Source organism: Paraburkholderia phytofirmans PsJN (assembly GCF_000020125.1).
GTDB classification, from domain to species: Bacteria; Pseudomonadota; Gammaproteobacteria; order Burkholderiales; family Burkholderiaceae; genus Paraburkholderia; species Paraburkholderia phytofirmans.
The window spans coordinates 1,377,847-1,399,516 of sequence record NC_010676.1; the positions used below are offsets into that span (position 1 = coordinate 1,377,847).

Annotated in this window: 20 protein-coding genes; 3 read left to right on the plus strand and 17 right to left on the minus strand. The window is 59.7% G+C overall.

The genetic code is table 11. The features are described 5' to 3' along the window. Positions 1-105: 105 nt before the first annotated feature. A complete protein-coding gene (locus BPHYT_RS25855; protein WP_012427072.1) occupies positions 106-3,912 on the minus strand; it encodes a helix-turn-helix domain-containing protein in 3,807 nt (1,268 codons plus the stop codon). Between the two features lie 478 nt (positions 3,913-4,390). On the opposite strand from BPHYT_RS25855, the gene BPHYT_RS25860 reads away from it, so the two are divergent. Beyond that, positions 4,391-5,224, plus strand: a complete 834-nt coding sequence (locus tag BPHYT_RS25860) for a DUF1521 domain-containing protein (RefSeq protein WP_012427073.1) — start codon at positions 4,391-4,393, stop codon at positions 5,222-5,224. 525 nt (positions 5,225-5,749) lie between these two features. Here the strand turns inward: BPHYT_RS25860 and BPHYT_RS25870 are convergent. From BPHYT_RS25870 to sctC, 14 genes are all read right to left on the minus strand, one after another. Next, positions 5,750-7,078 (minus strand): FliI/YscN family ATPase, encoded by a 1,329-nt coding sequence (locus BPHYT_RS25870; RefSeq protein ID WP_012427074.1) that lies wholly within the window; start codon positions 7,076-7,078, stop codon positions 5,750-5,752. A gap of 12 nt (positions 7,079-7,090) precedes the next feature. Continuing rightward, the gene (locus BPHYT_RS25875) at positions 7,091-9,166 is read right to left on the minus strand and encodes a flagellar biosynthesis protein FlhA (protein WP_012427075.1); all 2,076 of its coding nucleotides are present in this window, start codon (positions 9,164-9,166) and stop codon (positions 7,091-7,093) included. 1 nt (position 9,167) lies between these two features. Further along, a complete protein-coding gene (locus BPHYT_RS25880) occupies positions 9,168-9,908 on the minus strand; it encodes an EscU/YscU/HrcU family type III secretion system export apparatus switch protein (protein WP_012427076.1) in 741 nt (246 codons plus the stop codon). Beyond that, entirely contained in the window at positions 9,905-10,630 is a 726-nt protein-coding gene (locus BPHYT_RS25885) for an EscT/YscT/HrcT family type III secretion system export apparatus protein (RefSeq protein ID WP_012427077.1), read from the minus strand. The genes BPHYT_RS25880 and BPHYT_RS25885 overlap by 4 nt, the downstream gene beginning before the upstream one ends. Beyond that, on the minus strand, positions 10,630-10,905 hold the full coding sequence (sctS, locus tag BPHYT_RS25890; RefSeq protein ID WP_012427078.1) for a type III secretion system export apparatus subunit SctS: 276 nt from the start codon (positions 10,903-10,905) through the stop codon (positions 10,630-10,632). Before sctS ends, BPHYT_RS25885 begins: the two co-directional genes overlap by 1 nt. Further along, positions 10,902-11,549 carry an EscR/YscR/HrcR family type III secretion system export apparatus protein gene (locus BPHYT_RS25895; protein WP_012427079.1) on the minus strand — a complete coding sequence of 216 codons (648 nt, stop codon included), beginning with the start codon at positions 11,547-11,549 and terminating at the stop codon, positions 10,902-10,904. The genes sctS and BPHYT_RS25895 overlap by 4 nt, the downstream gene beginning before the upstream one ends. Further along, a complete protein-coding gene (locus tag BPHYT_RS25900; protein WP_012427080.1) occupies positions 11,546-12,529 on the minus strand; it encodes a FliM/FliN family flagellar motor switch protein in 984 nt (327 codons plus the stop codon). The genes BPHYT_RS25895 and BPHYT_RS25900 overlap by 4 nt, the downstream gene beginning before the upstream one ends. Continuing rightward, entirely contained in the window at positions 12,526-13,257 is a 732-nt protein-coding gene (locus BPHYT_RS25905; protein WP_012427081.1) for a flagellar biosynthesis/type III secretory pathway protein-like protein, read from the minus strand. The genes BPHYT_RS25900 and BPHYT_RS25905 overlap by 4 nt, the downstream gene beginning before the upstream one ends. Continuing rightward, complete coding sequence (locus BPHYT_RS38355) at positions 13,251-13,826, minus strand: hypothetical protein (RefSeq protein ID WP_012427082.1); 576 nt, start codon at positions 13,824-13,826, stop codon at positions 13,251-13,253. Before BPHYT_RS38355 ends, BPHYT_RS25905 begins: the two co-directional genes overlap by 7 nt. Then, positions 13,823-14,644: a type III secretion system inner membrane ring lipoprotein SctJ gene (gene sctJ / locus BPHYT_RS25915; protein ID WP_012427083.1), complete on the minus strand. Its 822-nt coding sequence runs from the start codon at positions 14,642-14,644 to the stop codon at positions 13,823-13,825. The genes BPHYT_RS38355 and sctJ overlap by 4 nt, the downstream gene beginning before the upstream one ends. Then, complete coding sequence (locus BPHYT_RS25920) at positions 14,644-14,982, minus strand: hypothetical protein (RefSeq protein WP_012427084.1); 339 nt, start codon at positions 14,980-14,982, stop codon at positions 14,644-14,646. The genes sctJ and BPHYT_RS25920 overlap by 1 nt, the downstream gene beginning before the upstream one ends. Positions 14,983-15,048: 66 nt before the next feature. Next, positions 15,049-15,246: a hypothetical protein gene (locus BPHYT_RS25925; RefSeq protein ID WP_012427085.1), complete on the minus strand. Its 198-nt coding sequence runs from the start codon at positions 15,244-15,246 to the stop codon at positions 15,049-15,051. 139 nt (positions 15,247-15,385) lie between these two features. After that, positions 15,386-16,486 carry an FHA domain-containing protein gene (locus tag BPHYT_RS25930; protein ID WP_012427086.1) on the minus strand — a complete coding sequence of 367 codons (1,101 nt, stop codon included), beginning with the start codon at positions 16,484-16,486 and terminating at the stop codon, positions 15,386-15,388. Then, positions 16,483-18,279: a type III secretion system outer membrane ring subunit SctC gene (gene sctC / locus BPHYT_RS25935; RefSeq protein ID WP_238535750.1), complete on the minus strand. Its 1,797-nt coding sequence runs from the start codon at positions 18,277-18,279 to the stop codon at positions 16,483-16,485. Before sctC ends, BPHYT_RS25930 begins: the two co-directional genes overlap by 4 nt. A 352-nt stretch (positions 18,280-18,631) precedes the next feature. On the opposite strand from sctC, the gene BPHYT_RS25940 reads away from it, so the two are divergent. Next, positions 18,632-18,961: a ribbon-helix-helix domain-containing protein gene (locus tag BPHYT_RS25940; protein WP_012427088.1), complete on the plus strand. Its 330-nt coding sequence runs from the start codon at positions 18,632-18,634 to the stop codon at positions 18,959-18,961. 152 nt (positions 18,962-19,113) lie between these two features. Further along, positions 19,114-19,377 carry a hypothetical protein gene (locus BPHYT_RS25945; protein WP_012427089.1) on the plus strand — a complete coding sequence of 88 codons (264 nt, stop codon included), beginning with the start codon at positions 19,114-19,116 and terminating at the stop codon, positions 19,375-19,377. Positions 19,378-19,499: 122 nt separating this feature from the next. On the opposite strand, the gene BPHYT_RS25950 is transcribed toward BPHYT_RS25945, so the two are convergent. Continuing rightward, positions 19,500-20,960, minus strand: coding sequence for a heavy metal sensor histidine kinase (locus tag BPHYT_RS25950; RefSeq protein WP_012427090.1), 1,461 nt, complete (start codon positions 20,958-20,960; stop codon positions 19,500-19,502). After that, positions 20,960-21,637 (minus strand): heavy metal response regulator transcription factor, encoded by a 678-nt coding sequence (locus tag BPHYT_RS25955; protein ID WP_012427091.1) that lies wholly within the window; start codon positions 21,635-21,637, stop codon positions 20,960-20,962. The genes BPHYT_RS25950 and BPHYT_RS25955 overlap by 1 nt, the downstream gene beginning before the upstream one ends. Between the last annotated feature and the right edge of the window lie 33 nt (positions 21,638-21,670).

Genomic DNA, 21,670 nt, shown 5'->3' on the forward strand with positions numbered 1-21,670 from the left:
GCACCGCGGCGAACTGCTGAAACGCGGTGCCGGCCAGATGGCGCGAGTATCGTTTGGCATTTGCAGGTGCGCTGCCACTTTCTATTCGAGCAGCGCGCCTCCGCGTCACGCCAGGACCTTTTTGACTTCGTCCAGTGGTATCTCAAACAAATTAGCGATGAACTCGGGACTTAGCTGGTCGTCCCTCGCAAGCTTTCGGATCTCGATCTTGTCGGCTTCACTTAGCACTACGGTTGCTGGTGGAGGCGTTGTCGTGGAAGGTGTTGTTGGAGCAGGCGCAGCAGCGGGAAGCGGGTCGATCGGGTCGTCCGCAGGTGCCACCAGAGGAAGGTCTTGTTCATACAACCTCTCAACCGCCGCCACGTCCACGTGTAGGCCGTCCGCGACCTGCTTTAGCCGCTGCCCGTCATCTAGCGCGCGGATCGCCTGCCCTTCCTGCTCCGCGGTGAGTGGCCGTATCCATTCATACGAAACGCCAACGCTCGCTGTACCATGGGACGGCCCCGGTTGCGGCGACGCGGCGTGCGAGACAATGGAGCCCATCTCGTATTCGCGTTCGACGACCATCACCGTCGTCTCCGGCAAACCAGTGGCTCTCGCCAGTTCACCCGTCGTGAAGGTGCGGTCCTGATCGTCGAGCGCAGCCACGAGATCCGCCAGTTGCTTTGGCATGACAGAGTCCATGGTTTTGCTGCGATATTCATTGGCGAGACTATGGGCTTTCCAAAGAGAGATGCCTAATTTCTCGGCGACGTCTTCTCTGGTATAGCCTTTCTTAAACATATCCTCCGCCACAGCCCCATCCGCGGAGTTCAGTTGGATGTCGTGGATATCGTGTGTGCCCGGGGGAACCTTGTGGCGCAAGCGAAGGACATACTCTGGAGGGATGCCTAGCTTGTCACCAACCTCAATGAAGGACTGTCCCTCCCGCAACAGCTCGCTGGCCAGCGAATCTCTCGCCATTCGCTGCTGGTTTGCGATTCCACGGACCGTTTCGACTGGAAGGCCCTGTTCCTTGGCAATCTCTTTCGCAGCTTTACCCTGATCCAGTTGCCGAAGCACTGCTGTTCGCTTTTCTGGCGTCGTGTCCCACCACGACCTCTTGTAGGTATCAGCGTTGACATTGGCACAAATATCTTTGACCGTGGTCTCCGATAAACCAACAGTGGAGGCGACCACTCGAATAGTTTTTCCCTGACCTCGCAGGGCGAATACCTGGTCGATCTGCTCAGGAGTCGCGGGCGCCCGCAGAACTTTCACAGGCAATCGTTCTTGCCGCGCGATTCGCCAAACGGAATTCCTGGATACGCCGTTGGCCCGGGCAACCTCTCTCTGGCTCGCCCCTTCCGTGAGTTGCCGGATAATGTCCGCACGGACGGCGGCTGTGATTTTTCGGTGCCATCTGTGGGCCGGGAGCGACTTCATCCCGCTTCTGATGTTCAGTACCGAATTCGCCGATATCCCGACTTTTCTTCCTATTTCAGTGGTCGACAGGCTCCCTTCGGCGAGGAGTTTTTCTACTTGCAATCGAATCTCTGGAGAAATCGTGTTCGCAAGGACGGCAATATTGTTGCTTTTCGCAAGCGTGGAGACGAACGCACGCGATATCCCCAATCTTGCTGCTATGTCGCTGCGTGACAAGTCCCCTTCTCTCAACAGCCTGATGGCCGCTTCTCTGGTCGCGGGTGGGATGGGCTGGTTGCGCACCGAGCCAGGAGCAGACTGCCTGATACTGTAGTCGCTGGCGGTGTTTCTAACGAAAGCCATCGACACCCCCATTCTGGTTGCGATTTGCTGCTGTGACATGTCACCTTCCTTGAGTAGCCTTACGATTTCCTGTACTACCCCATCGCTGATTTTCGGCTTTCCTCCCATCAGACCGACGTCTCCATGCACTTCCCAGGTGTTGGTTTTTTCGTTCAACCGCACGGGATATTGTGGTCTCCACGACGCTGCCGGATCGAACACGCGCCAGGTGTCGTTATCCCTGTCGAAGCGGACGCGATAGGCCTTTCCTCCGAGTTCGATATACCGGTCGCCCTTGGAATCCTCGAGAATTCCCGGTTGAGCCCCCCGGCGTAAACTGCCGGGAACGACATGCGGGTCGGCATAGGTAGCAAGCGATCCATAGGAGTTGATGCCAACCGCTTCATGCGCGAGTTCGCTGACGGGATCGACGGCAGGCCCCGTCTCCACGAGAGCCTTCCTCTCGAGCACTTGCGCGGTAGCCTTTGCTTCGGGACTCAACCGCTCATCTGCCAGCGTCTCCCTGGCAATGCGCTCACTGGCATCATCAACGAGGCCTTTGCCTCCAGCGCGCACCACTTTCCCGGCCAGATTGTCAAGCTCGGTTTTTCTCGCTGCCGCTGCAAGCGCTTTAGCCCCGCGGCCCACCTGTTTGCCAACACCCGCGCCGGTAATTAAGTCGAGCATCATCCCGCCGAATTCGAGCCCCATGCGCACGTTGTCGGGAAGGGTCGAAGGTATTTGATCAGCCAGAAAACCTATGGGCGTCATCTCGAGCATGACTCGCATTACGCCTTCCAGTATTTGCGTGGCTAACCTTGCTGCCCGTACCTTGGGGGTGATGGAATGGTTCCTGTGACTGGTGTCGCTCAGGACATCGGTGTACAGGTCGCTAAGATCCCGTACATAGTCGTCGCTCACGGGAGGCAGCTTCCCAAGAATATCCGTGTACCTCTTGGGGCCTCCCACCCCGTGAGCATTCAGTGGGCTGGTTACCTGAATGTGCCAGGCATTCAGCTTGTTCCGCAGTTCCGCCGAAGTGTACATACGTTGCGTAAAGGCCAGCAGGACCTTATCTTTCAAACGGTCCTGCCCGGGAGTGATTTGAAATAGCTGACGACCAATCAGTTCGTAGCGCTTTGCTGGATCGGTCTGCGCTTCTGCTTCCTTCAGAATACGGTCGACTTCCTTATTGGCTTCCTCCCACTGTTCGAGTTGCCCGTATTGGTCCACGTTCACTGCTATACCGATTAGCTGCTGCAAGCGCGCCTTGATCTCGACGGCCAGCTTAAAAATCGCTTTCCGTTCGGCGGGGTCGCGTGCATCCAGGAAGTCTTCTTGCAGCCGTGCGAGTCGGTCGACGTCTTCCCGGCCGCTTAGGCTCAGATAGCCTTCGCCCATCGGAGGTTGAAAAATGCTAAGCACCCGGTCCACAGGATCGTTCGCGGCACGAGCGGATGCATTACGGATGACGCCGTCCAGTTCAAGAGCTTTCTCCAGGATCGCAAGTCGCTTTTTTGGGTCAGTTTCGAGCTTGTAGGCCGCGCTCAATGTGGCTAACGCGCTGCCGTAGAATTCGCGCTGGCTCAAAGGCAAATCAACCAACAGGCCTCGGACATCAAGCTGGCTTTTTTCGAACCGGACCACGTCAGGGGGATAACCCGTCATTTCCAGTCCAACACCAAATTCCATGTATTTTGCAACCTCCATGTTCCGGTCCGAATTCTTGTGAGCGGCGTGGTCACCCGTGTCGTATTCTTTAAGGAGGTCCGTGAACTCTGCGGCGGTGGCGCCAGGCAGCGTGTCCGAATGCGTGATATCCGCGCCGCCAGTCGACGGGGTGGTTCCAGTCGCGCCCCTCGACAACGTCGCCGCGGTAGAGGTCGTCCCGCTCGAACGACCGGACCCCGCAGTGCGCGCCGAGTCCGTACCGCTTGAGCGACTGGGCGTTGAAGCAGCGGCGGCGCTCCTTTGATCGAGTGGCTGGGGGGCGATCGGAAGTTTCTTTGCTCTATCCGCTTGCGACGTATCCTGCGAAGGCGCGGACGAGGCGCCGGATTTATCGACCGAGCTTTCAGTGTCTTCTTGGGACACGCTGGCGTCCTCACCTGACGCATAAGAATCCTGATTAACATGATGCGACGAATCACCGTTTGAGATCTTCATATTCCCGCACTCCTGTTTGACAGAGATGAACGCAGCGAGCGATGGCAATCACGATTGCTGCCCTACGATTGCAGCATGGTCAGCGGGTCTCCATGTAATAGATAGCTATGGGCGCGTAGAGCAAGTACGTGTGTTCGCGTCGGCCCTTTATCAGTGCACGCTCGTCACGTCGGGTGCAGCGCTATATTGGAACCGACAGAACGGAAGTCGAACTGGTCCTTGCGAATACGACGCCTCAACCCAAGTTTGAAATCGTGACCTCCTGCCACGCCCGTTTCGATGGTGTCCGCTATTCGGCATCCATCCGCTCCGCCTGCCACACACCAAACTTCATTTTCAACGTGTTACCTGGGCAGTACATATGAGGCACGATCGGACTTTAGACTGCTTGCGTGGTCGTTCAGTTGTGAACGTGTTCGGCCACGATGGGGGAATAAACCCTTCCCGATCAACGAACCAACCGTTTGAGGAACCATTCATGCAAGCAACATTCGATAACCGTACCCACGCATCGTTCAGCGATATGCAGTCGTCCTTCATGACGAACAGAACCATCCAGCAACAAGCCATGGTTCAACCGATGAGCCCGGCGCTGTCCGGGCCCGTTTCCAGCAGCCTGCAGAGTTACCAGTTCAATTCATCGAGCTTTTCGCAGCAGTCCTCGCAAACGCGCAACGGGATGTCATCGTCGACATCGATGTCCAGCTTTCAACAGGCTGTATCGAACCGCGGTTTCGAGCAATCGTTCAGTTTCAACAGCACACAGGTTCAGGAAAGTTTCGGAAAAGCATCCCATCGCGGGAACGATCGGTCGGACCGCTGCGCTGGTCAGCAGGACAACTGGAGCAATACGCAGGTCAACGACAACAAATCGACGATCGACCTTGGCAACTACAAGCTCGATCTCAACAAGAAAGACTCGTCGATGCTTTTGACGGATAAAAAGTCGGGAGAAACGACCAAGGTCTGGGGTGACCCGCACATCGACAGCAACGGCACGTCGAACATGTTCAATGGCCCGTTATCGCTGAACCTGTCCGATGGCACGAAGATAACCGTCGGCACTCAGGGGAAAGGCAATGTCAGCTACGCCGACAAGCTCACGATTACAAAAGGCAACGACGCTTATCTGGTCAACGGTCTGAGCGAGAAGGACAGTAATCCGCTCACCGTGCAGCACGCAGGCAACGGCCGACAGCTCGACGCAATGACTCCGGACGGCTACTCGCTTGTCGCCAACCAGAATGGCAAGGGCTGGATCGATCCGCAGACCGGTCACGCGCCGACCGCGGCAGACTTCAAGAAGCACTAAGCGTAGCGAGGGCCGCCGCACCATACGGCGGCTCTCTTTCAATTGACGTTGCATGCGCCGCGCGCGCAGCCGGCCGACAGATCGCGCGATCTCCGCCCGACCATCACTCTTCCGGATCATCACTCCAGTGTTGCGCGGCCTCAAGACGACGCAATCGCATGCGAGCGTCTTCCTCTGCAAATGTTTCTCGCTGGAATGCGCGTGAAGCGTCGGCGACCTGCGACTGCACGAGGCGTTCGGCGCGCAACGCGCGCCGAACCGCGTCTTCGAGACTAAACCTTTGCGCGTCATGCCGTTGCAACGCGGCGCGCCACAGAGGTCCGGCTACATTTGCGCTCAGACATGCAGCGAGAATTTCGGTGCGTCTCACCTCGTGTTGCCGAATCGCTTTTCTCTGCCGGACTGTGTCGGCGGCAGCACGCTGAGCTTCAAGGCGAGCCTCATTCAAATCACGGCGCTTTCGCTCGACTCTCAAGCCCCGCACCTTCACGAGCAAGGTCCATAAACGTAACGGCCGCGCAGCGCTCATTCGTGCGACCCATGACAAAGCGCGCTTAACGATCCAATCGTTGCCTCCCAGTCCGAATACTCGTCGTGACGCTGCCGCAAAAAGCGCTCGATCATTTCATGCCGGTCGATCGCAAGATCGCTCGCAGAATCGTTGCCGCGACGATATTCGCCAATCTGCAGCAACAGTTCCACTTCCTGATATCGGCTCATCCAGCCGCGCACGCGGCCGGCATCATCTCGATGCGCGCGGCTCGTCACGCGTGTCATGACGCGGCTCTTGCTTTTCAACACGTCGATAGCCGGGTAATGTCCCGCCCCACCGAGGCGCCCCGACAGCTGAATATGACCGTCGAGCAACGAGCGAGCTTCCTCCGCGACAGGATCGGACATCTCCTCGTCTTCGGCCAGCACCGTAAAGAACGCGGTGACCGCGCCCTGACGTGTAAGCCCCGCGGTCTCGATCAGGCGCGGCAGTTCGGCGAACACGCGTGGCGGGTAGCCTCGCCGCACGGGCGGCTCGCCAACCGCGAGACCAACCTCGCGCAACGCCCGGGCGTAGCGCGTGAGGGAATCGAACAGCAGCAACACGTGCTTTCCCTCGGCGCGCAAATCGCTCGCGACTCGGCAAGCCAGTTCGGCCGCCTTGATGCGCTCCGCCGCAGGCCGCTCGGACGTCGATGCGATCACAATCGACGATGCGCGCCGCGCGCCAAGGTGATCATGAATGAACTCGCCCACTTCACGACCCCGTTCGCCAATCAGTGCAACAACAATTGCATCCACGCTCGCCCCATTGGCGATCATGCCCATCAGCGTACTCTTGCCTCCGCCCGCCGCCGCAAAGATGCCGACTCGCTGACCGACTCCGCAGGACAAGAGACCATCGATTACCCGTACACCCGTTGGGAATGGCGTCGAGATGACTGGGCGGTCGAGCGGATTGATATGCGACAAGATATTCATTGAGTGTTGAGCACTGACGGCTTTCGGGGCCACGCGGCCATCGAGCGGCCGGCCCAGCCCATCGACGACCCGTCCGAGCATATCGAGCGCATCGAGACGTCCCCAGCTGAGCCCGCAGCCCTCCACCTGTGTAATGTCCGACAATCCCGCCAGTCCGTCGAGCGGCACGACCAGCGCCCCCTCCTGCGAAAAGCCCACCACTTCCCCGATCTGTGGTTCTGCGCGATCGGGCCGCATGAGCCGCACCATTTCGCCGATGCGCAACGAGGCACCCACCACGCGCACGACGACACCCCGCGCTTCGACGATCCGCGCGCTCGGCACGGGACGGCTTGAAAGCAGGGAATGCTCTGACATCAACGTCTTTATCTCATCGTTCATGTTTGCCACGGATCAGGCTGGCGCAAGCGTCGCTATCACGCGGACGCGATACTCGTCGAGCGGGATTTCTTCCATCGCGAGTACGTCGGTCCGCATACCCAGTGTGCGGAGAACGCGCTCCAGATGAGGACGCAATACAGCCGTCGTCACCACGAGGCGCACCACATCGTTTCGTGCCGCAAAGCCTCGCTGCAAACTTTCCAGGCGATCCGCGTCGAGCACACAGCGCGGCTCGCCGTCAGGTCCGAGATCTATTTGCGCTTCGAGTTCGGCTTCCCAGGAAGGTTCAAGCACCGCTGCATGGACTTCCCAGCTGCTCAAATCCGCATATGAACGCACCAGTTGGGGCGCAAGCGCGATGCGTGCATCGCGCACCATGCGGTCGTGCGAGCGCTCGCTGTCGGGAACCTGGACGATTGCTTCGAGAATGGCTCGCATATTGCGGATCGATACGCGCTGTTCAAGCAGACTGCGCAGCACGGCAGCGATCTGCGCTGTCGTTACCACCTTTTGGGCCACGGTCACGAGTTCCCGAAACTCGGCGCCGACAAGATTGAGCAGGAACCGCGTTTCCTGCGTACCGACGAAGGACGGCGCGCACTTTTCGCAGACGTCCATCAGGTGATCGCAGAGCAGACCATTGGCGCTCGATTTCATGAGTTGCGTGTCGTCGATTCCAGCGGCCGAGTCGGCCCGCACCCACACCGATTTCTCCGCGCGCGGATGATAGCCGGGCGGGCCTTCCATGGTCACCCGTTCAGTGTCGCCGCTCACCAGCACATGTCCCGCCAGCAGCGTGCCGCCGGAGAACGGCACGTCGTCGATATCGACAATGTAGCGATCCACGTCAAGACGCGGATCGCGCAGGAGCACAAGCCCCGGAAATGGCACGCCCAACCTCACGATCAGGTCACGGCGCAATTGCGCAAGCTGGTCGTTGAGTTCGGCAGCGTTCAGCGCGTTGCAGGCTGCACTGCCAAGCCGTACACGTAGCGGCGAACTCGTGCCGAGCTCCACGTCGTCGAGAATGCGCTGCACGTAGTTGCCGCCGTCGCGTGTCATGGCCGGCATCTTCGGTCGCGCCGCGCGGTCCGCCGCTGCGCGCTGCCGCATCAGCGCGACGGCCAGCCCGATGAGTACGACCGCCGCGAGAACGAACTGGATATGAGGAAACCCCGGAATACAGGCGAGCGCGAGACACGCGGTGCCCGCCATCACCATTGCGGGGGGATGCGCCGAGAGCTGTTTAAAGATGTCTCCGCCAAGATTGCCGCCAACGCCGCCTGACGATACACGCGTGACCAGCAGGCCCGCCGAGATGGAAACGATCAGTGAAGGAATCTGCGAGACCAGTCCATCGCCGACCGTCAGGATCGTGTAGGTGTGCAGCGCCTCGGCTAACGACATGCCCCGTTGTGCAATGCCAACGGCAAGACCACCGGCAATATTTACGAGCGCGACGACAAGTCCCGCTATCGCATCGCCCTTGACGAACTTCATCGCTCCGTCGAGCGAGCCATAGAAATAGGTTTCGCGCTCCAGCTCGCCGCGCAGCCGGCCCGCCTCGGACGCGCCGATCAAACCACCGCGCAAATCAGCATCAATGCTCATCTGACGGCCGGGAATGCCGTCGAGCGTAAACCGCGCCGACACTTCCGCGACCCGGTCGGCCCCTTTTGCGACAACGATGAACTGGATCGCCGACAACACGATGAAGACCACCATGCCGACCGCCACGTTACCGCCCACCACGATTTCACCAAACGCGCCAATGATCTGTCCCGCGTGCGCGTACAGCAGAATCATCTTGGTCGATGCAATCGCAAGGGCGAGCCGCAGCAAGGTCGTCACGAGCAGGAGAGACGGAAAACTGGATAGCTCCACCGGTTTCGCGGCGTAGATCGTCGCTGCAAGCATGACGAAGCTCGCGGTGAAACTTACGCAAATAAACAGATCGAGTACGAATGACGGAACCGGCAAAATCAGCAAGACCAGCACGCTAAGCATGCCGGCCCCGACCGCAAGATCCGCATGACGCGCGATCAGGCCCGGCAAATCGATATTGCCCAGCTTCATATTTTTCATCATGTTATCGGCTCAGCTCCCTGTGCAAGGCACGGCGACGACCCTTGACATGTGGATCGCCATCCTCGTCCCGGTGTTCGCGCTTGATTTCGTTCTTGTCCATGCGCAGCCGCCGGCGCCACTGGAGCCGTTGCAGCCAGAAATCGATGGCCGCAGGAGCCAGTTGCGACGCCGCCATCAGGCCTTGCAGTTGCGCGAGCGACTGGGCAGTGACACTCAACTGTCCGCCGAACGCGAGCGCGAACGCCGGCAACAGTTGTGCGCACCATGTCGCGAACGCATGCCAAAGAACGAACACCAGAATGCAGAACTGCATTAGCACGATGCCGGTATCGATCAGCGTTTTCAGACCGAACAGGTTCTTCAATCCTGTCACCGGATTCAAACGCTTGAAGTCCGGCAACGCACGCTTGACCGCGAATACGCCGCCCGCTTGTGCGACCTCCGGCACGACTACCGCAAGTGCACCGACGCCGAGCGTCGCCAGCAGTATCGGCATCGCCGCGCCGAACGCCCTGGTGATCTGCAGGTAACGCACGGCGAACGGTTGGCCCTGATCGATCTGCGTGGCAACTTCCACCACGTGCACGCAGACCTGATAGACGTGTGGTGCGTCCATCAGCAGAAACAGCAACCAGAAGAGCCCGCTGACGGCGACGCTCACGTGCGTGCTCTTCGCAATGTCGCCGTCCTTGCGGGCACGCCGCAGCCGGTTGGGTGTGGGGGCTTCTGTCTTGTCGCTCATTGGAGTATTGCGCCTTGCAGAAAGAGAGCATTGAGACGTTCGATGAGAACCGGCACGCAGGCGACAATCACCAAGGAAAGCACGATCGCCTTGACCGTGCGTGCGGTCGTGAACGGGTTAAGCCGCTTCGCGTAACGAGACATCAACCCCATCGAAATATCGACGAGCAGCATCATGCCGATGAGCGGCATCGCAATTCGCGCGCCCTCCACCATGGAAAGCGGCAGTCGCTGCTCCGCCAGTTCACGCATCACACGCATGTGATCGGGGCGCGGCGCGCCAGGCGGCCACAGCACCCATGCATCCGCAAAGAAGCCATAGACGGCCTGCAGGCCCTTTCCAGTAAAAAACGTCAATGTCGCGAGCCAGATGAACAGACGTTCGAAAAGCGCCGATTCGTCGCGAAAGTTCGGGTCGTAGCTGGAGCCGATCGAATAGCCGCCTTGCTGATCGATCAGTGCGCCGGCGGCGCCTGCCGCATGAAAGGCGACGCTCAGCAACAGACCGAGTAGCAACCCGACTAGCACTTCGACCGAGGCGGCGACGATCGGGTCGGCCGGCCACCCGATTTGCTGCGGCAGTGTCGCGAACATCAGCATCAATGGCAACCGCAGAGTGACGCCAAGCGACTCGCTGCCGCCAAATGGAACGAGCGATAGCGCAACCACTGGGCGGATGGTGCAAAAGGCAAAGCCCTCGACGTATCCTATGTAATCGGTCATCACTGCACCCGTCCCGCCGCGATGTACGAAAACGCGTGATCGAGAAAGCGCGAGACCTCGCTGTTGCCCCACGGGATGGCGACGATCATCACGAGTCCGACACCGATGATCTTCGCGCCGTACGGTAAAGCCTGATCCTGAATTTGCGTCACCGATTGCAGGAGTCCAACAACGACGCCGATTGCCGTGGCAACGGCCAGTGCCGGCAGCGACAACCAGAAAACCAGCAGCAAGGCATCGCTCGACAACGAACCAAGAGAGGGATATGAACTCATTTTGCGTAGCTGACAATCAAGCCGTGCATTAGCTTCGAAATGCCTGATACGGACACAAGCACGAAGAGTTTCAACGGGGTTGATACCGTGGTGGGCGACAACATCACCATGCCCATCGCCGTCAACACGTTAGCGATCACGAGGTCGATGATGAGAAACGCCATATAAAGGAGAAACCCGGCCTCGAACCCGCTGGAAATTTCGCTGATCATGAATGCGGGAATCAGCAGCGAGAAGTCGGTTTCCTGTGCGTCGCGTGCCGGGTCGATGCGTTTTGCCGCCGTCACGAGGAACGCGCGCTCGGAGGGGCGCGAATGCTCCATCATGAATTCGCCGAGTGGGCCGCGCACCGCCTGGTATACCTCCGTCACGTCGGGGAACTGACCGCGCTCGACACGCTCACCGAGCGACAGATCGCCACCGATCTTCTCCATTGTCGGCGCCATTACAACCAGCGTCGCCGCGAGCGCCAGCGCCGAGATCGCCATGTTGCCGGGCGCCTGTTGCACGCCCACGGCAGAACGCAACAGTGTGAGCACAATGCTGAACTTGGTGAACGACGTGGTCATCGTCACGATCAGCGGCAGCAGACCCAGCACGAAGAAAAAGACGATTATCTGAAAGTTGACGACTTGATCTTTCATGATGTCGTTTGCGTATCCGACATGTGTGCCAGATCGACAATGCGTACGCCCAATGCGTCATCGATATCGATCAATTCGCCGCGCGCAAACGGAATGCCCTGGCAGAGCAGCCTGATTGCATGTCTGCCCACTGGCTGTTGCAATGACACCGTCGAGCCGGTTCGCAGGCGCATGAGCTCGTCGAGCGTCAGCGAAAGCGTGCCGATCACGGCATCGAATGAAAACGTGAGTGCGCTGGCCGGAATCAGCTCGCTCGTCATTTCCGCGGACTGGTTGGCATCGTCGATCATCGGTTGGGCTATCACCATATATTCTCCTGAAGGTTGAAGCAGAATGCGGCGTGCGCCGAGGCGCATCGGCAAACGCAAGTACTGGTCAAAACGGTTAAGAAGCAGTGCATCGCCGCGCCTGATTCTGCGCAGGCGCTGCAACGTAAGTTCGGGTCCCGCCATGCACACGGAGACGGGGACCACCAGCCGTCTTGCAAGGGCGGTCGCATCGCCGAGGTGAACGGGCTGGCGCGCCAGCCATCCATCTATTACCGTGCTATCCAGCGCAAAGTGCGCAGCGCGATGACTTCGCAGGTGCGTGAGGACGAGGCCGTATGCGCCGTGTTGCGGTACTGCATCGAACGACACGCCTGTTATTTCGACCGTGAACCCGAACACGCCTTCGAGTGCGCTTAGCCACTCGTCGAGCACCTGTGAAATCAATGTGCATGCCCTGTCCTCCGCCTGTGCGAGGGACGTCCGCGTCAACTCCGGGAACAACGCCTGCGCATCGCAATCGAGCGTGACAGGCTCTCCCGCCGCATGTCCGTTAAGCCGCAACGGATAGCTTGCGCGGCAGACTTCGAACTGCAGCGAAAACGCCCGCTTTCCGACGCTGACCTGATAGGGCGTGCCAAAATGCAGCGCCGCAACGTTGTGTCGTTGTGCGTGCGCGAGCGATACGCGTTCCACATTTCGCAATGGACTCATCGGGCTCCTCCGCGGTGCTGCGTGCCCCAGGATCCGGCAAGCAGATCAATCACGTCACGCAAGCCATCTTCGATCACGGCAAACTTTTTTTCTGATTCGCCGTCGATGTATCGGTACTCGTTCAGCACCAGGTTGATCGCGTCTCTGACACCGCGTTCCAGCACGCGCAACTGCGGTGTCAAGCTTCCGTCGATCACGCCCTGCACCGTCTCGACCACAAGCGAATGCGCCGGCAGGCCGGCATCGGCGAGTACGATGAACAAGGGGACATTCAGCTCCTGTTCGAGCGAACGCGCGATGCGCTGCGTCTCTGCGCAATCGTCTGTCGAGACGCGCACAGACAGCACCTGCTGCGCGCGTAAAGCACCGAGGCAGCGTCGCAGCCGGTTGCGCAACACCACGTCAGGAGGAAGCTCACCGAGTATCTCGACCACGGCATCGAGCACGAGCGCGGCAAGACGTTCCTCCAGGCAGCGTGATGCGAACGAGGTTGCAGCCGAGGGCACGACAAGCTCGCGCAGGCCCATCCGGCGTCCCGCGTCGTACCCGCGGCGCCACGCCCGCCGCTTCAACGCGCGCACGCGCTCGACAAGACGGGCGGTCTCCTGTTCCGCTTCGCGCGCGCGAGAAGCTTCGACTTCGCGCAAACCGTCGAGCCCGCGCAACTCCACTGACGACACGTAACCGTCCGACTCCACATACCACCCGCCCTTCCGGCAGATCAACATGCGTTACCTCCCGTCAATACGTATGCGGCATCGAGCAGATTCATGGCTGCCTCTGAGTTCATGTCGCAGACACCCAGGCGCGCCGCGCGTTGCGCGACCGCGCGCGGCAGGCGTAGTTCGAGCAGCACACGCTGCGTCGGATCGCCGAGCGCATGCAGCGTAATCTGCATGCCGGCCGCGGTCATATCCGCGCGATCGAGTACATTGAGTATTGCACCCACATTCGCATCGTCGCGGCCACCACGGGGATCGCGTTGGACCGCGCGCAGCACGTGCGGTGCTATGTGGGCGGCGAATATCTCATGCTCCGATGCGCTCACTACCTTGCGCAGGGATGGCGCGTATGCAAGCGCTGCTGTCACACGCATGACCTTTGCGCAGGCCGGACGTGGCAATCCGGCGAACCGGGGCAAGGACGGTGTTGCGCGCCCGCTGAGCAGGTCAGGAATGAGAGCGAGCAGACGGGCGTTCGCAACCGCTTGCGCGCGCTCGCTGAGCGAGCGTTCACCGTCCGCCAGCCAGCTATGGTGCGCCCACTTCGATAAAGCGAGGACTGGGACCAAAGTCATGGTGCGTCTCCTTGGCCGGAGTTGCCCGGCTTTTCGTCTGGATGCGCTTCAGTCGCCGTGGTGGGCTTTCTTCGGCGATAGAATGCCCGTGCAAACGAGCGAATGCCGCTTTTCCACACCCACGCCGATACGATCAGCAAGATCGCCATTACCGCTACGACGATGAGCATCAGTGTGGTGTCGTGACGCGTTTCGACAGCGGGCATCGCGAAGTGCGTCCTGGCGTCGCCTTTGGCGTCGGCGGGCTCGGCAACGGGTGTGACGGGAATAAACGTCAGAGACACGCGGTCGGGCGTCAAACCCTCGACGCTGCCCGCAACGAGGTTGCGGATCTTGTCCCTCATATATTCGAGGTTGTAGTCGCTGCGGTAGCGCAGCATCACCGATGCCGAGGGTGGCGCGACCTGCCGCATCAGCGGGTCGCGCTCTGGTTGCACGATATGCACGCGTGCCACCAGCACTCCGTCGATCTTCTCGAGCGTTTCCGATAGCTCTTGCGTCAAACCGTAGACATAGCGCACCCGGTCTTCGTCGGGATTCGATATCAACCCCTGTCGGCTGAAGAGATCACCGAGATTTGCATGATTGTCGCGAGGCAACGCATATTCGCGCGTGATTTCGGTTGCGCTCACCACATCATCGACATCGACTGAGACGTTCCATTTCTTGTCGGCGCTGCGGTCCTTCACACCTTCGATCCCATGCTGGCTAAGGACGGCGATAATCTGGTTCGCCTGGTCCTCTTCCAGGCCTTCGAATAACGACGATTTGCAGCCAATGAGAAATAGAAACGGCAGCATGATCAGTGCGAGTCGCATCAGTTCCTCTGCGTGAGCGAATTGATTGCCTGCCCGACCTTGTCGGCGATGTTCTTCGCCATCATGGCGCTGGCTTGCATGTCATCGAGGTCGTACTGGAGATGAAGGAGATCGAGCATTCCGGCGGTCGAAGCCCGGTTTCTTCCATATGACGCCAGGTCACCTACGATTCGCGTGTCCTGAGCCTTGCAGGTCTCCTCTGCGCGCTGAATCAGCATGAACGTGAGAGATTTTTCGGCATCGTTATCTTCCAGGCGGACCGCGGACGACTGGACGTGTTGCGCGTCGACAGGCGGCTCCGGAGGGTACATATTCATCACCACAGGTTGCAGTTGCATCTATTTGTCTCTTTTGAACGATAGGTTGTCTCGAGGCGCCGCAGGAACGGCGCCTCTTTCAAACGGTTACTTCAGATTGCCGATCACGCCCATTCGGGTCTGGTTGCGTTTTGATTCCATGTTGCTTTCCTTCGTGATTTGCTCCTGAAAAGCGTTTTGAGCCTTCTGATCCTGAAGGTCCTGGGTGGTTTGACCATTACCCGCACTGGCGGCCGGGCTCGCGCCCCCAACTGCAGGTGTATGATCAGCGTTTCCAACTTGCATAATTTGTCATCCTTATCAAATAACGCGCGCGTTGAGTTTTATTCAACCACCAGTACGCCGAGCCGCGCGCAAATACTCGGCGAACAAACCTGTCATTAAGCGCATTGCCCGGTGTAGTAAGCCGCGCGCCCGCAAGCTCTCACTTGCATGTCCTGGCGTTCTCCGCGCCCTCGGCAAAGAACTCGTACGTAGCTCCGTCGTCATTGCGCACAATCTTCACTGTGCAATTCGAGATGCTTGCGATTCGACCGAGCGGCAAGCGGGCGCCAGTGAAATAGCGCACACCCTGCTGGTCGACAAGCCATGCTCCATGTGCCGAATGCGCGAGGTTCATCCCAATGGCCTGGAGCGGCACGCGAACGGGCCCTTGGTCCGCCACGTGCCCTTCGAACCTGAGTGTGCGCAAACCATTGATCGATTCGCGCGCGAGACGAGTGACGCGCTTGTAATCCCACGATTCCGGTACGGCGTAGGCCTCTTCGGCAGGCGGGCTGACCGTGAACGAGCCCGGTTCGTCTGGTCTGACTTGCGCATCGCGGTAGTACTTCTGCAAAAAATCGACGAGCTGTTCTTTCATTTGCTCAACGACGATCACGCGTATCACAGGCGAGCGCGTATCCCGCCGGGCATTCGCTGCCAATGAGGCGAGCTCGGACGAACTCATCACGTAACCCTCATAGACGTACGCATGCGTTTTGACATCTTCACGCACGGTCACAAAGCGAAACGGGCCGTCAAGGCGCGGTAATGTGCGTTCAAGTTCATGCGGACCGTAGATTCGCCATAGCGATCCCAGGCCGGCCGATGCCATGAGCGTTAGCAGCAACAGCTTCGCGCCACGGGATGTATGCGTCCAGCGCTTCGAGATATAGGCAAGGGGCGCATGCGTCATCAACCACGCAAGCTCGGCGTTGCGCATGACATCGGGTGTCAGCAGATCGCGTCCGCTAAACTGCAATTGGGCATCACCCACCATGAAAGACGCACCGCACATCAACACGGTTGTCTTGCCCGATGCCAATGGATAGCCGAACACAGATACACCGTCATGTAGTGCTGTCAGTTTCAGTCTGTTTCCTGTCAATCGAATGGTCGCGTGATGCGGCGCGATGCCGTCATCCGCGAGCAGGAGACTGGCGCCCTCCCCGCTACCGATTGTCAGGTCATGGCTGTCGGACAGCAGCACACTCGCGCCGGCGTGAATGCCGCCGGTAACGATAATAATTCCGCCCGTGCTCATCGAATCTGCCCCGTGGGTGCTGACGGACCTGGTGGCAGGCCAGGAGGAAGCGGAGGCGTCACACCGTTCCACACCGACATGTCTTCCGGGCGCTGCCGTACCGCCGCCCGCGCTATGCCGGCGCTGCTCGGGAATGAGGGCGCTGGGTGCTCAAGCGAGGAAGTCGACACGCCATTGGCGCCGTCAGGTTCCGTAACGAGCTTCACCATCGGTTTGACACGAGGTGTAATCAGAATGAGCCGCTCAAGACGTTCGACCTGCGTCTGTGTATCCCGGAACAAAGCGCCCACATAAGGGAGATGTCCGAGCACGTGCACCTGCGAAGATGCTGTCTGGCTGCGCTCATATTCGTAGCCGCCAAGGAGCAGGCTCTCTCCGTCCGCGACCACCGCCTGCGTCACAATGGAATGGTTGTTGACCTTCGGAATGCCATCGACGGAGAGCGACGAATCGAATGCGCCATCGTCGATTTGCACGCTCAACAAAATGTTCCTCGCGCTATCCGACCCGGATTCCACTGTAGGTGTGACCTTCAACGTCAGCCCGGTGTCGACGTTGTAAAGGTCGACGTCCTGATTGCCCGCGACTCGAACGTACAGAGAATTGCGCGAGGACAGAATTGCTTCCGAGTTATTCAACGTCAACACTTGCGGTCGGGACAGAATCCGCGCCTTTCCGCTTTGTTCGAGAAGGTGAATCTTCGCGAACAGGTAGTTGGCGGAACTCCCTATCATGGTTGCCAGGTTCAGACCGGCGAGCGCCGGGATGAGCGACGAAGCCAACACCGTAGGCGAAGAGTTCATTACGGCATAGCCACCCGCCCCGCCTCTCGTTGCACCACCCCAATGTATGCCCAGGTCGCTTGCGGCATCGCTTGTTATATCGATGACGACCGCCGTGATCTCGACGAGATCCTGCTGCTTGTCCAGCATCGCGATAGTGCGCGCATAGCTCGGCATCATCGACGGCACGTCATAGATCACCACCGAATTCGTGCGCGCGTCGGCAACGATGTTGCGCTGGATTGGCGCCGCTGCGGGGCGCATGACTTCAGCGACCGGCAAAAGCGGATCGAGCTCGGGCTCCTGTTGCAACCCGGCCAGGCCCAAGCCTCGCAGGCTCGGCAGCGGAGGCGGCCCGCCGCGCTCGGCGCGTGCCTGGTTGCGTGACCTTGTCGCATTCTCCCGGTCAGGCACGCTAACTGGAACGTCGGCCATGAGCTTGCGCAGCAGTGAGGCCACGCCGGGCACGACCTGACGCTGGTTGCCGGACGTGTACGTGATGTCCTGCGCCTGCGCATATTGAAGGGGGAAAACCCGGATCACCGTCTCGTCGACGGAAGGCGTGATGGTCGTCTGCCGCTGTGCCTCTGCAACGGCACTGGAAACCGCATCGACAAATCCCGACGGACCGGATACGACGGCTGTCGTATCCGAGTACCGAACCGGCAAACGGCTGTCGGCGAGACCGAGGCTGGACAGCAAACCGGCTACCTCCTCGCGTGTCATCGGAGCAAAGGGGATTGTCCGGCTTCGGATATCGGAGGCGGGCGATACATGGATGACATTGCCGTCGAAGTACCAGGCAAGTCCATAGGCTTCGACCAGCTTCGCGAACACGCGCGACGGCGGATCATCGAACGCCCCGTTGACGGGGCCTTTCACACCGCGTGCGATTTCGACCTGAAGTCCCGCGGCGCTGACCACCGCTTTCAACACATCTGGTAGCGGTGTGTTACGCGCAAAGTAATGCAACGCCTGTGTGCCCCACACCGGTTCCGCAGTGCTGCCCATCGACGCATACAGGATGATTCCTACAGCGAATGCGGAACGTATCCCTATTACTGCGGGATATCGCCTTGCGTATCGTCCTTCCCCTTTCGCGCTTATGACACGCCGCGTCAAGAACATCTGAATACCTCTCTTTGCCTATTGAGTGCGAATGAATAGGAATTTATCCATTTCTGTTTTTCAGAGGTCATACGGATGTACCACCGGCGCACCTCCAAGTCGGCGAGCATTGGAATTGTTATGTTCCATGTGGAGAAGATCGCAGGACTAACGGTCCCCAATATATGGGTATGCGCATTTGTAAAAAAATGATGTTCCATCTCATAAATAAAGCGGAAGAGATTCTGATAGTCATATGGCAAACAAAGCGTATTGCAATTTCAGCGCCGACCTCCTGAAGCCAAGACAGAGGTCTATTCGGGTCAACGGTCTGGCAACGTGCTTACGGTTGGAAGAAATTTACTGGTCGATTATCGAGGAGCTGGCGCGACGCGAATCGTTGAGCGTCGGAAAGTTGATTTCGCGATGGGCGATGGAAATGGATCTTGCGTGCGAGTCCGTGTGGAATTTTACCGGCTACATACGCGTGATATGCGTTATGCAATTGATGAATCACAGTAATCCATCTCATCCCATGGATTTTGCTCTGGTGCCCGGTTCGTCTAAAGGACGTGGAGGCCAGTAGCGCATGACTGACGGTCGTCGCGAGTACTTTTATGTAACCATCGGGAGGATTCAATGTAAAAATTATTCACATCTTGCAGAATCAAAATCACTCACGTGATAAATCAAAAATCTTACCCTTTTGCGGAAGGGTTTTATCTTAAGGAAGCAAACATGTCATACGATGTCACTCAAACAACTGCCGCGCAATCCTCGACCATCGGCGCGTTCAATCATTCTGCCAATGCGTCCGCTGCCACGTCCCCCGGCCAGAATCAGGCTCAAGTCGTATCGCCGGATAACGCGGACCAAAGTGGCGCGGGCGGGCAATCAGGAGGCGCTGGTTCCGGCGGAGATCTGCTCAAGGATCTGATGCAGTTGCTCAAAGACGTGATGAGCCTCGCATCGGGTGCTATGGGTGGCATGATGGGCGGTTAATACCGGTTCCCATTGTTTAAGACGGCCGGCCGCAGCGATGGTACGGGACGGGACATCCGCTCTTGCCCGAGCTGCGACGGCCGACAGACGCAGCGCTTGAAGTCATAAGCGCTTCCCCACCCTCACATCACCCGCGGAAACCTCAGCACGAAGCGCGTCCCGCGCGCATCGCTCTCCGCATGCACCGAGCCGCCGTGCAGTTCCATGATCGCGCGCACGATGGCAAGCCCGAGCCCGGTCGAACCCGTGGACCCTTGCGACAGCCCCGCCGACGGCAGCGAACTGCGCGACGGATCGACCCGATAGAAGCGGTCGAAAATACGCTCGAGATGCTCGGCGGGAATCGGCTGCCCCGGGTTCTCCACGGTCACGCGCACCGCGTCGGCCGACGCGCCGGCGTCCAGCACGATCTCGCCGCCCCGCGGCGTATAGCGAATGGCGTTGGCGAGCAGATTGCTCACGGCGCGGCGAAACAACTCGAGATCGGCAGTCACCGTAGCCGCGCCGCTCACGCGCAAACGTACATTCGCATCGTCGGCAATACCTTCGAAATACTCGGCGATATGCGTCAGCTCCTGCCCCGCGTCGAACTCGCGCAATTGCTTGACGAACTGCGGGTGTTCGGCGCGCGCCAGAAACAGCACGCTCTCGATCATGCGCGAGAGCCGGTCGCACTCTTCCAGATTCGACGCGAGCAGCGCTTCGTATTCGTCGACTGAACGCGGCCGCGCGAGCGCGACTTCGGCGGCGCCGCGCATGTTGCTGAGCGGCGTGCGCATGTCGTGCGCGAGGTCGGCGGTGAAACGCGACAGATGCTGGAAACCCTGCTCGACGCGTTCGAGCATCGCGTTCAGCGAGGCCACCAAAGCTTCGAGTTCGCTCGGCACGCGCGCCACCGCGATGCGCGTGTCGAGCCGATTCACCGTGACGAGGCTCGCGCTCGCCGCGATATCGCGCAACGGCCGCAGCGCGGCGCGAATCAGCAGGTAACCGAGCAGCATGGCCAGCACCACGCCGGCCACGCCCGCGAGCGTGAGCTTGTCGCGGTAGCGGTCCAGCAGCAGCCAGCGGTCGCTCATGTTGCGCGCCACCAGCAGGCTCGCCGTGTCGCCGTTACGCAGCCTCGCGTCCGTGAAAATGCCGCGGATCGGCGCGCCGTTGCGGCTGGTCCAGTCGCCGATATCGGCTTCCGTGATTCGCGTGGTCGCGGCAACACGCGTGAGCGGCGGCAGCGCCGCAATGGTCGCGGCGCCGCTCGCCGTATCCGGCACGGCGAGCGCGCCGGCGATATTGTGTTCGATCGCCCGCTTGCCATCGGGATCGAACACTTCCATCGACAGCGCTTCGTTGCCGAGCACGACGCTAGTCAGGCGCTCGCTGTGGTCGCGAATGCTTTGCGCCGAGTCCAGCTCCTCGGCGAGGCGCCGTGCGTGACGCGCGGCGAGCACGATGTCGAGATTGTCCTGCGCCTTGATCTGCTTTTCGAGCGCGACATACAGGAAACTGCCGACCAGCACGAAAACCGTCAGCGTGGTGGCGCCGAACGCCAGTGCCAGCGCCGCGGCGAGAGAGCGGCCGCGCATCAAGCGGTGTCCTTCAGTTCGAGCACGTAACCCACGCCGCGCACGGTGTGAATCAGCTTGACGGGAAAGTCGTCGTCGATCTTGGTGCGCAAGCGGCGGATCGCCACTTCGACCACATTGGTGTCGCTGTCGAAATTCATGTCCCACACATACGACGCGATTTGCGTACGGCTCAGCACTTCGCCCTGACGGCGCGCGAGCAGTTGCAGCAGCGAGAATTCGCGTGGCGTGAGGTCGATACGCGTGCCGCCACGCTTCACGCGACGGCGGTTCACGTCCATTTCCAGATCGCCCACCTTGATCAGTTCGCTTTCGCGCGGCGGACCGCGGCGCGCCAGCGTGCGCACGCGCGCCAGCAATTCGACGAAGGCAAAGGGTTTGACGAGGTAATCGTCCGCGCCGAGTTCGAGGCCGCGCACGCGGTCGTCGACGTCGTCGCGCGCGGTCAGGAACAGCACGGGCGTGGTGCGTTTCGCGCGCAAGGTCTTGACGACGGTCCAGCCGTCGATGCCCGGCAGCATCACGTCGAGCACGATCACGTCGTACTCTTCTTCCAGCGCGAGGATCAGCCCTTGCGGGCCGTCGTTGGCCACATCGACCGCATAGCCGGATTCTTCCAGGCCCTTCTTGAGGTAGGCCGCTGTTTTCAGCTCGTCCTCGATCACCAGGATGCGCATCGGTTGCTCCGCTTGGCGTTGACGGTGAAATCA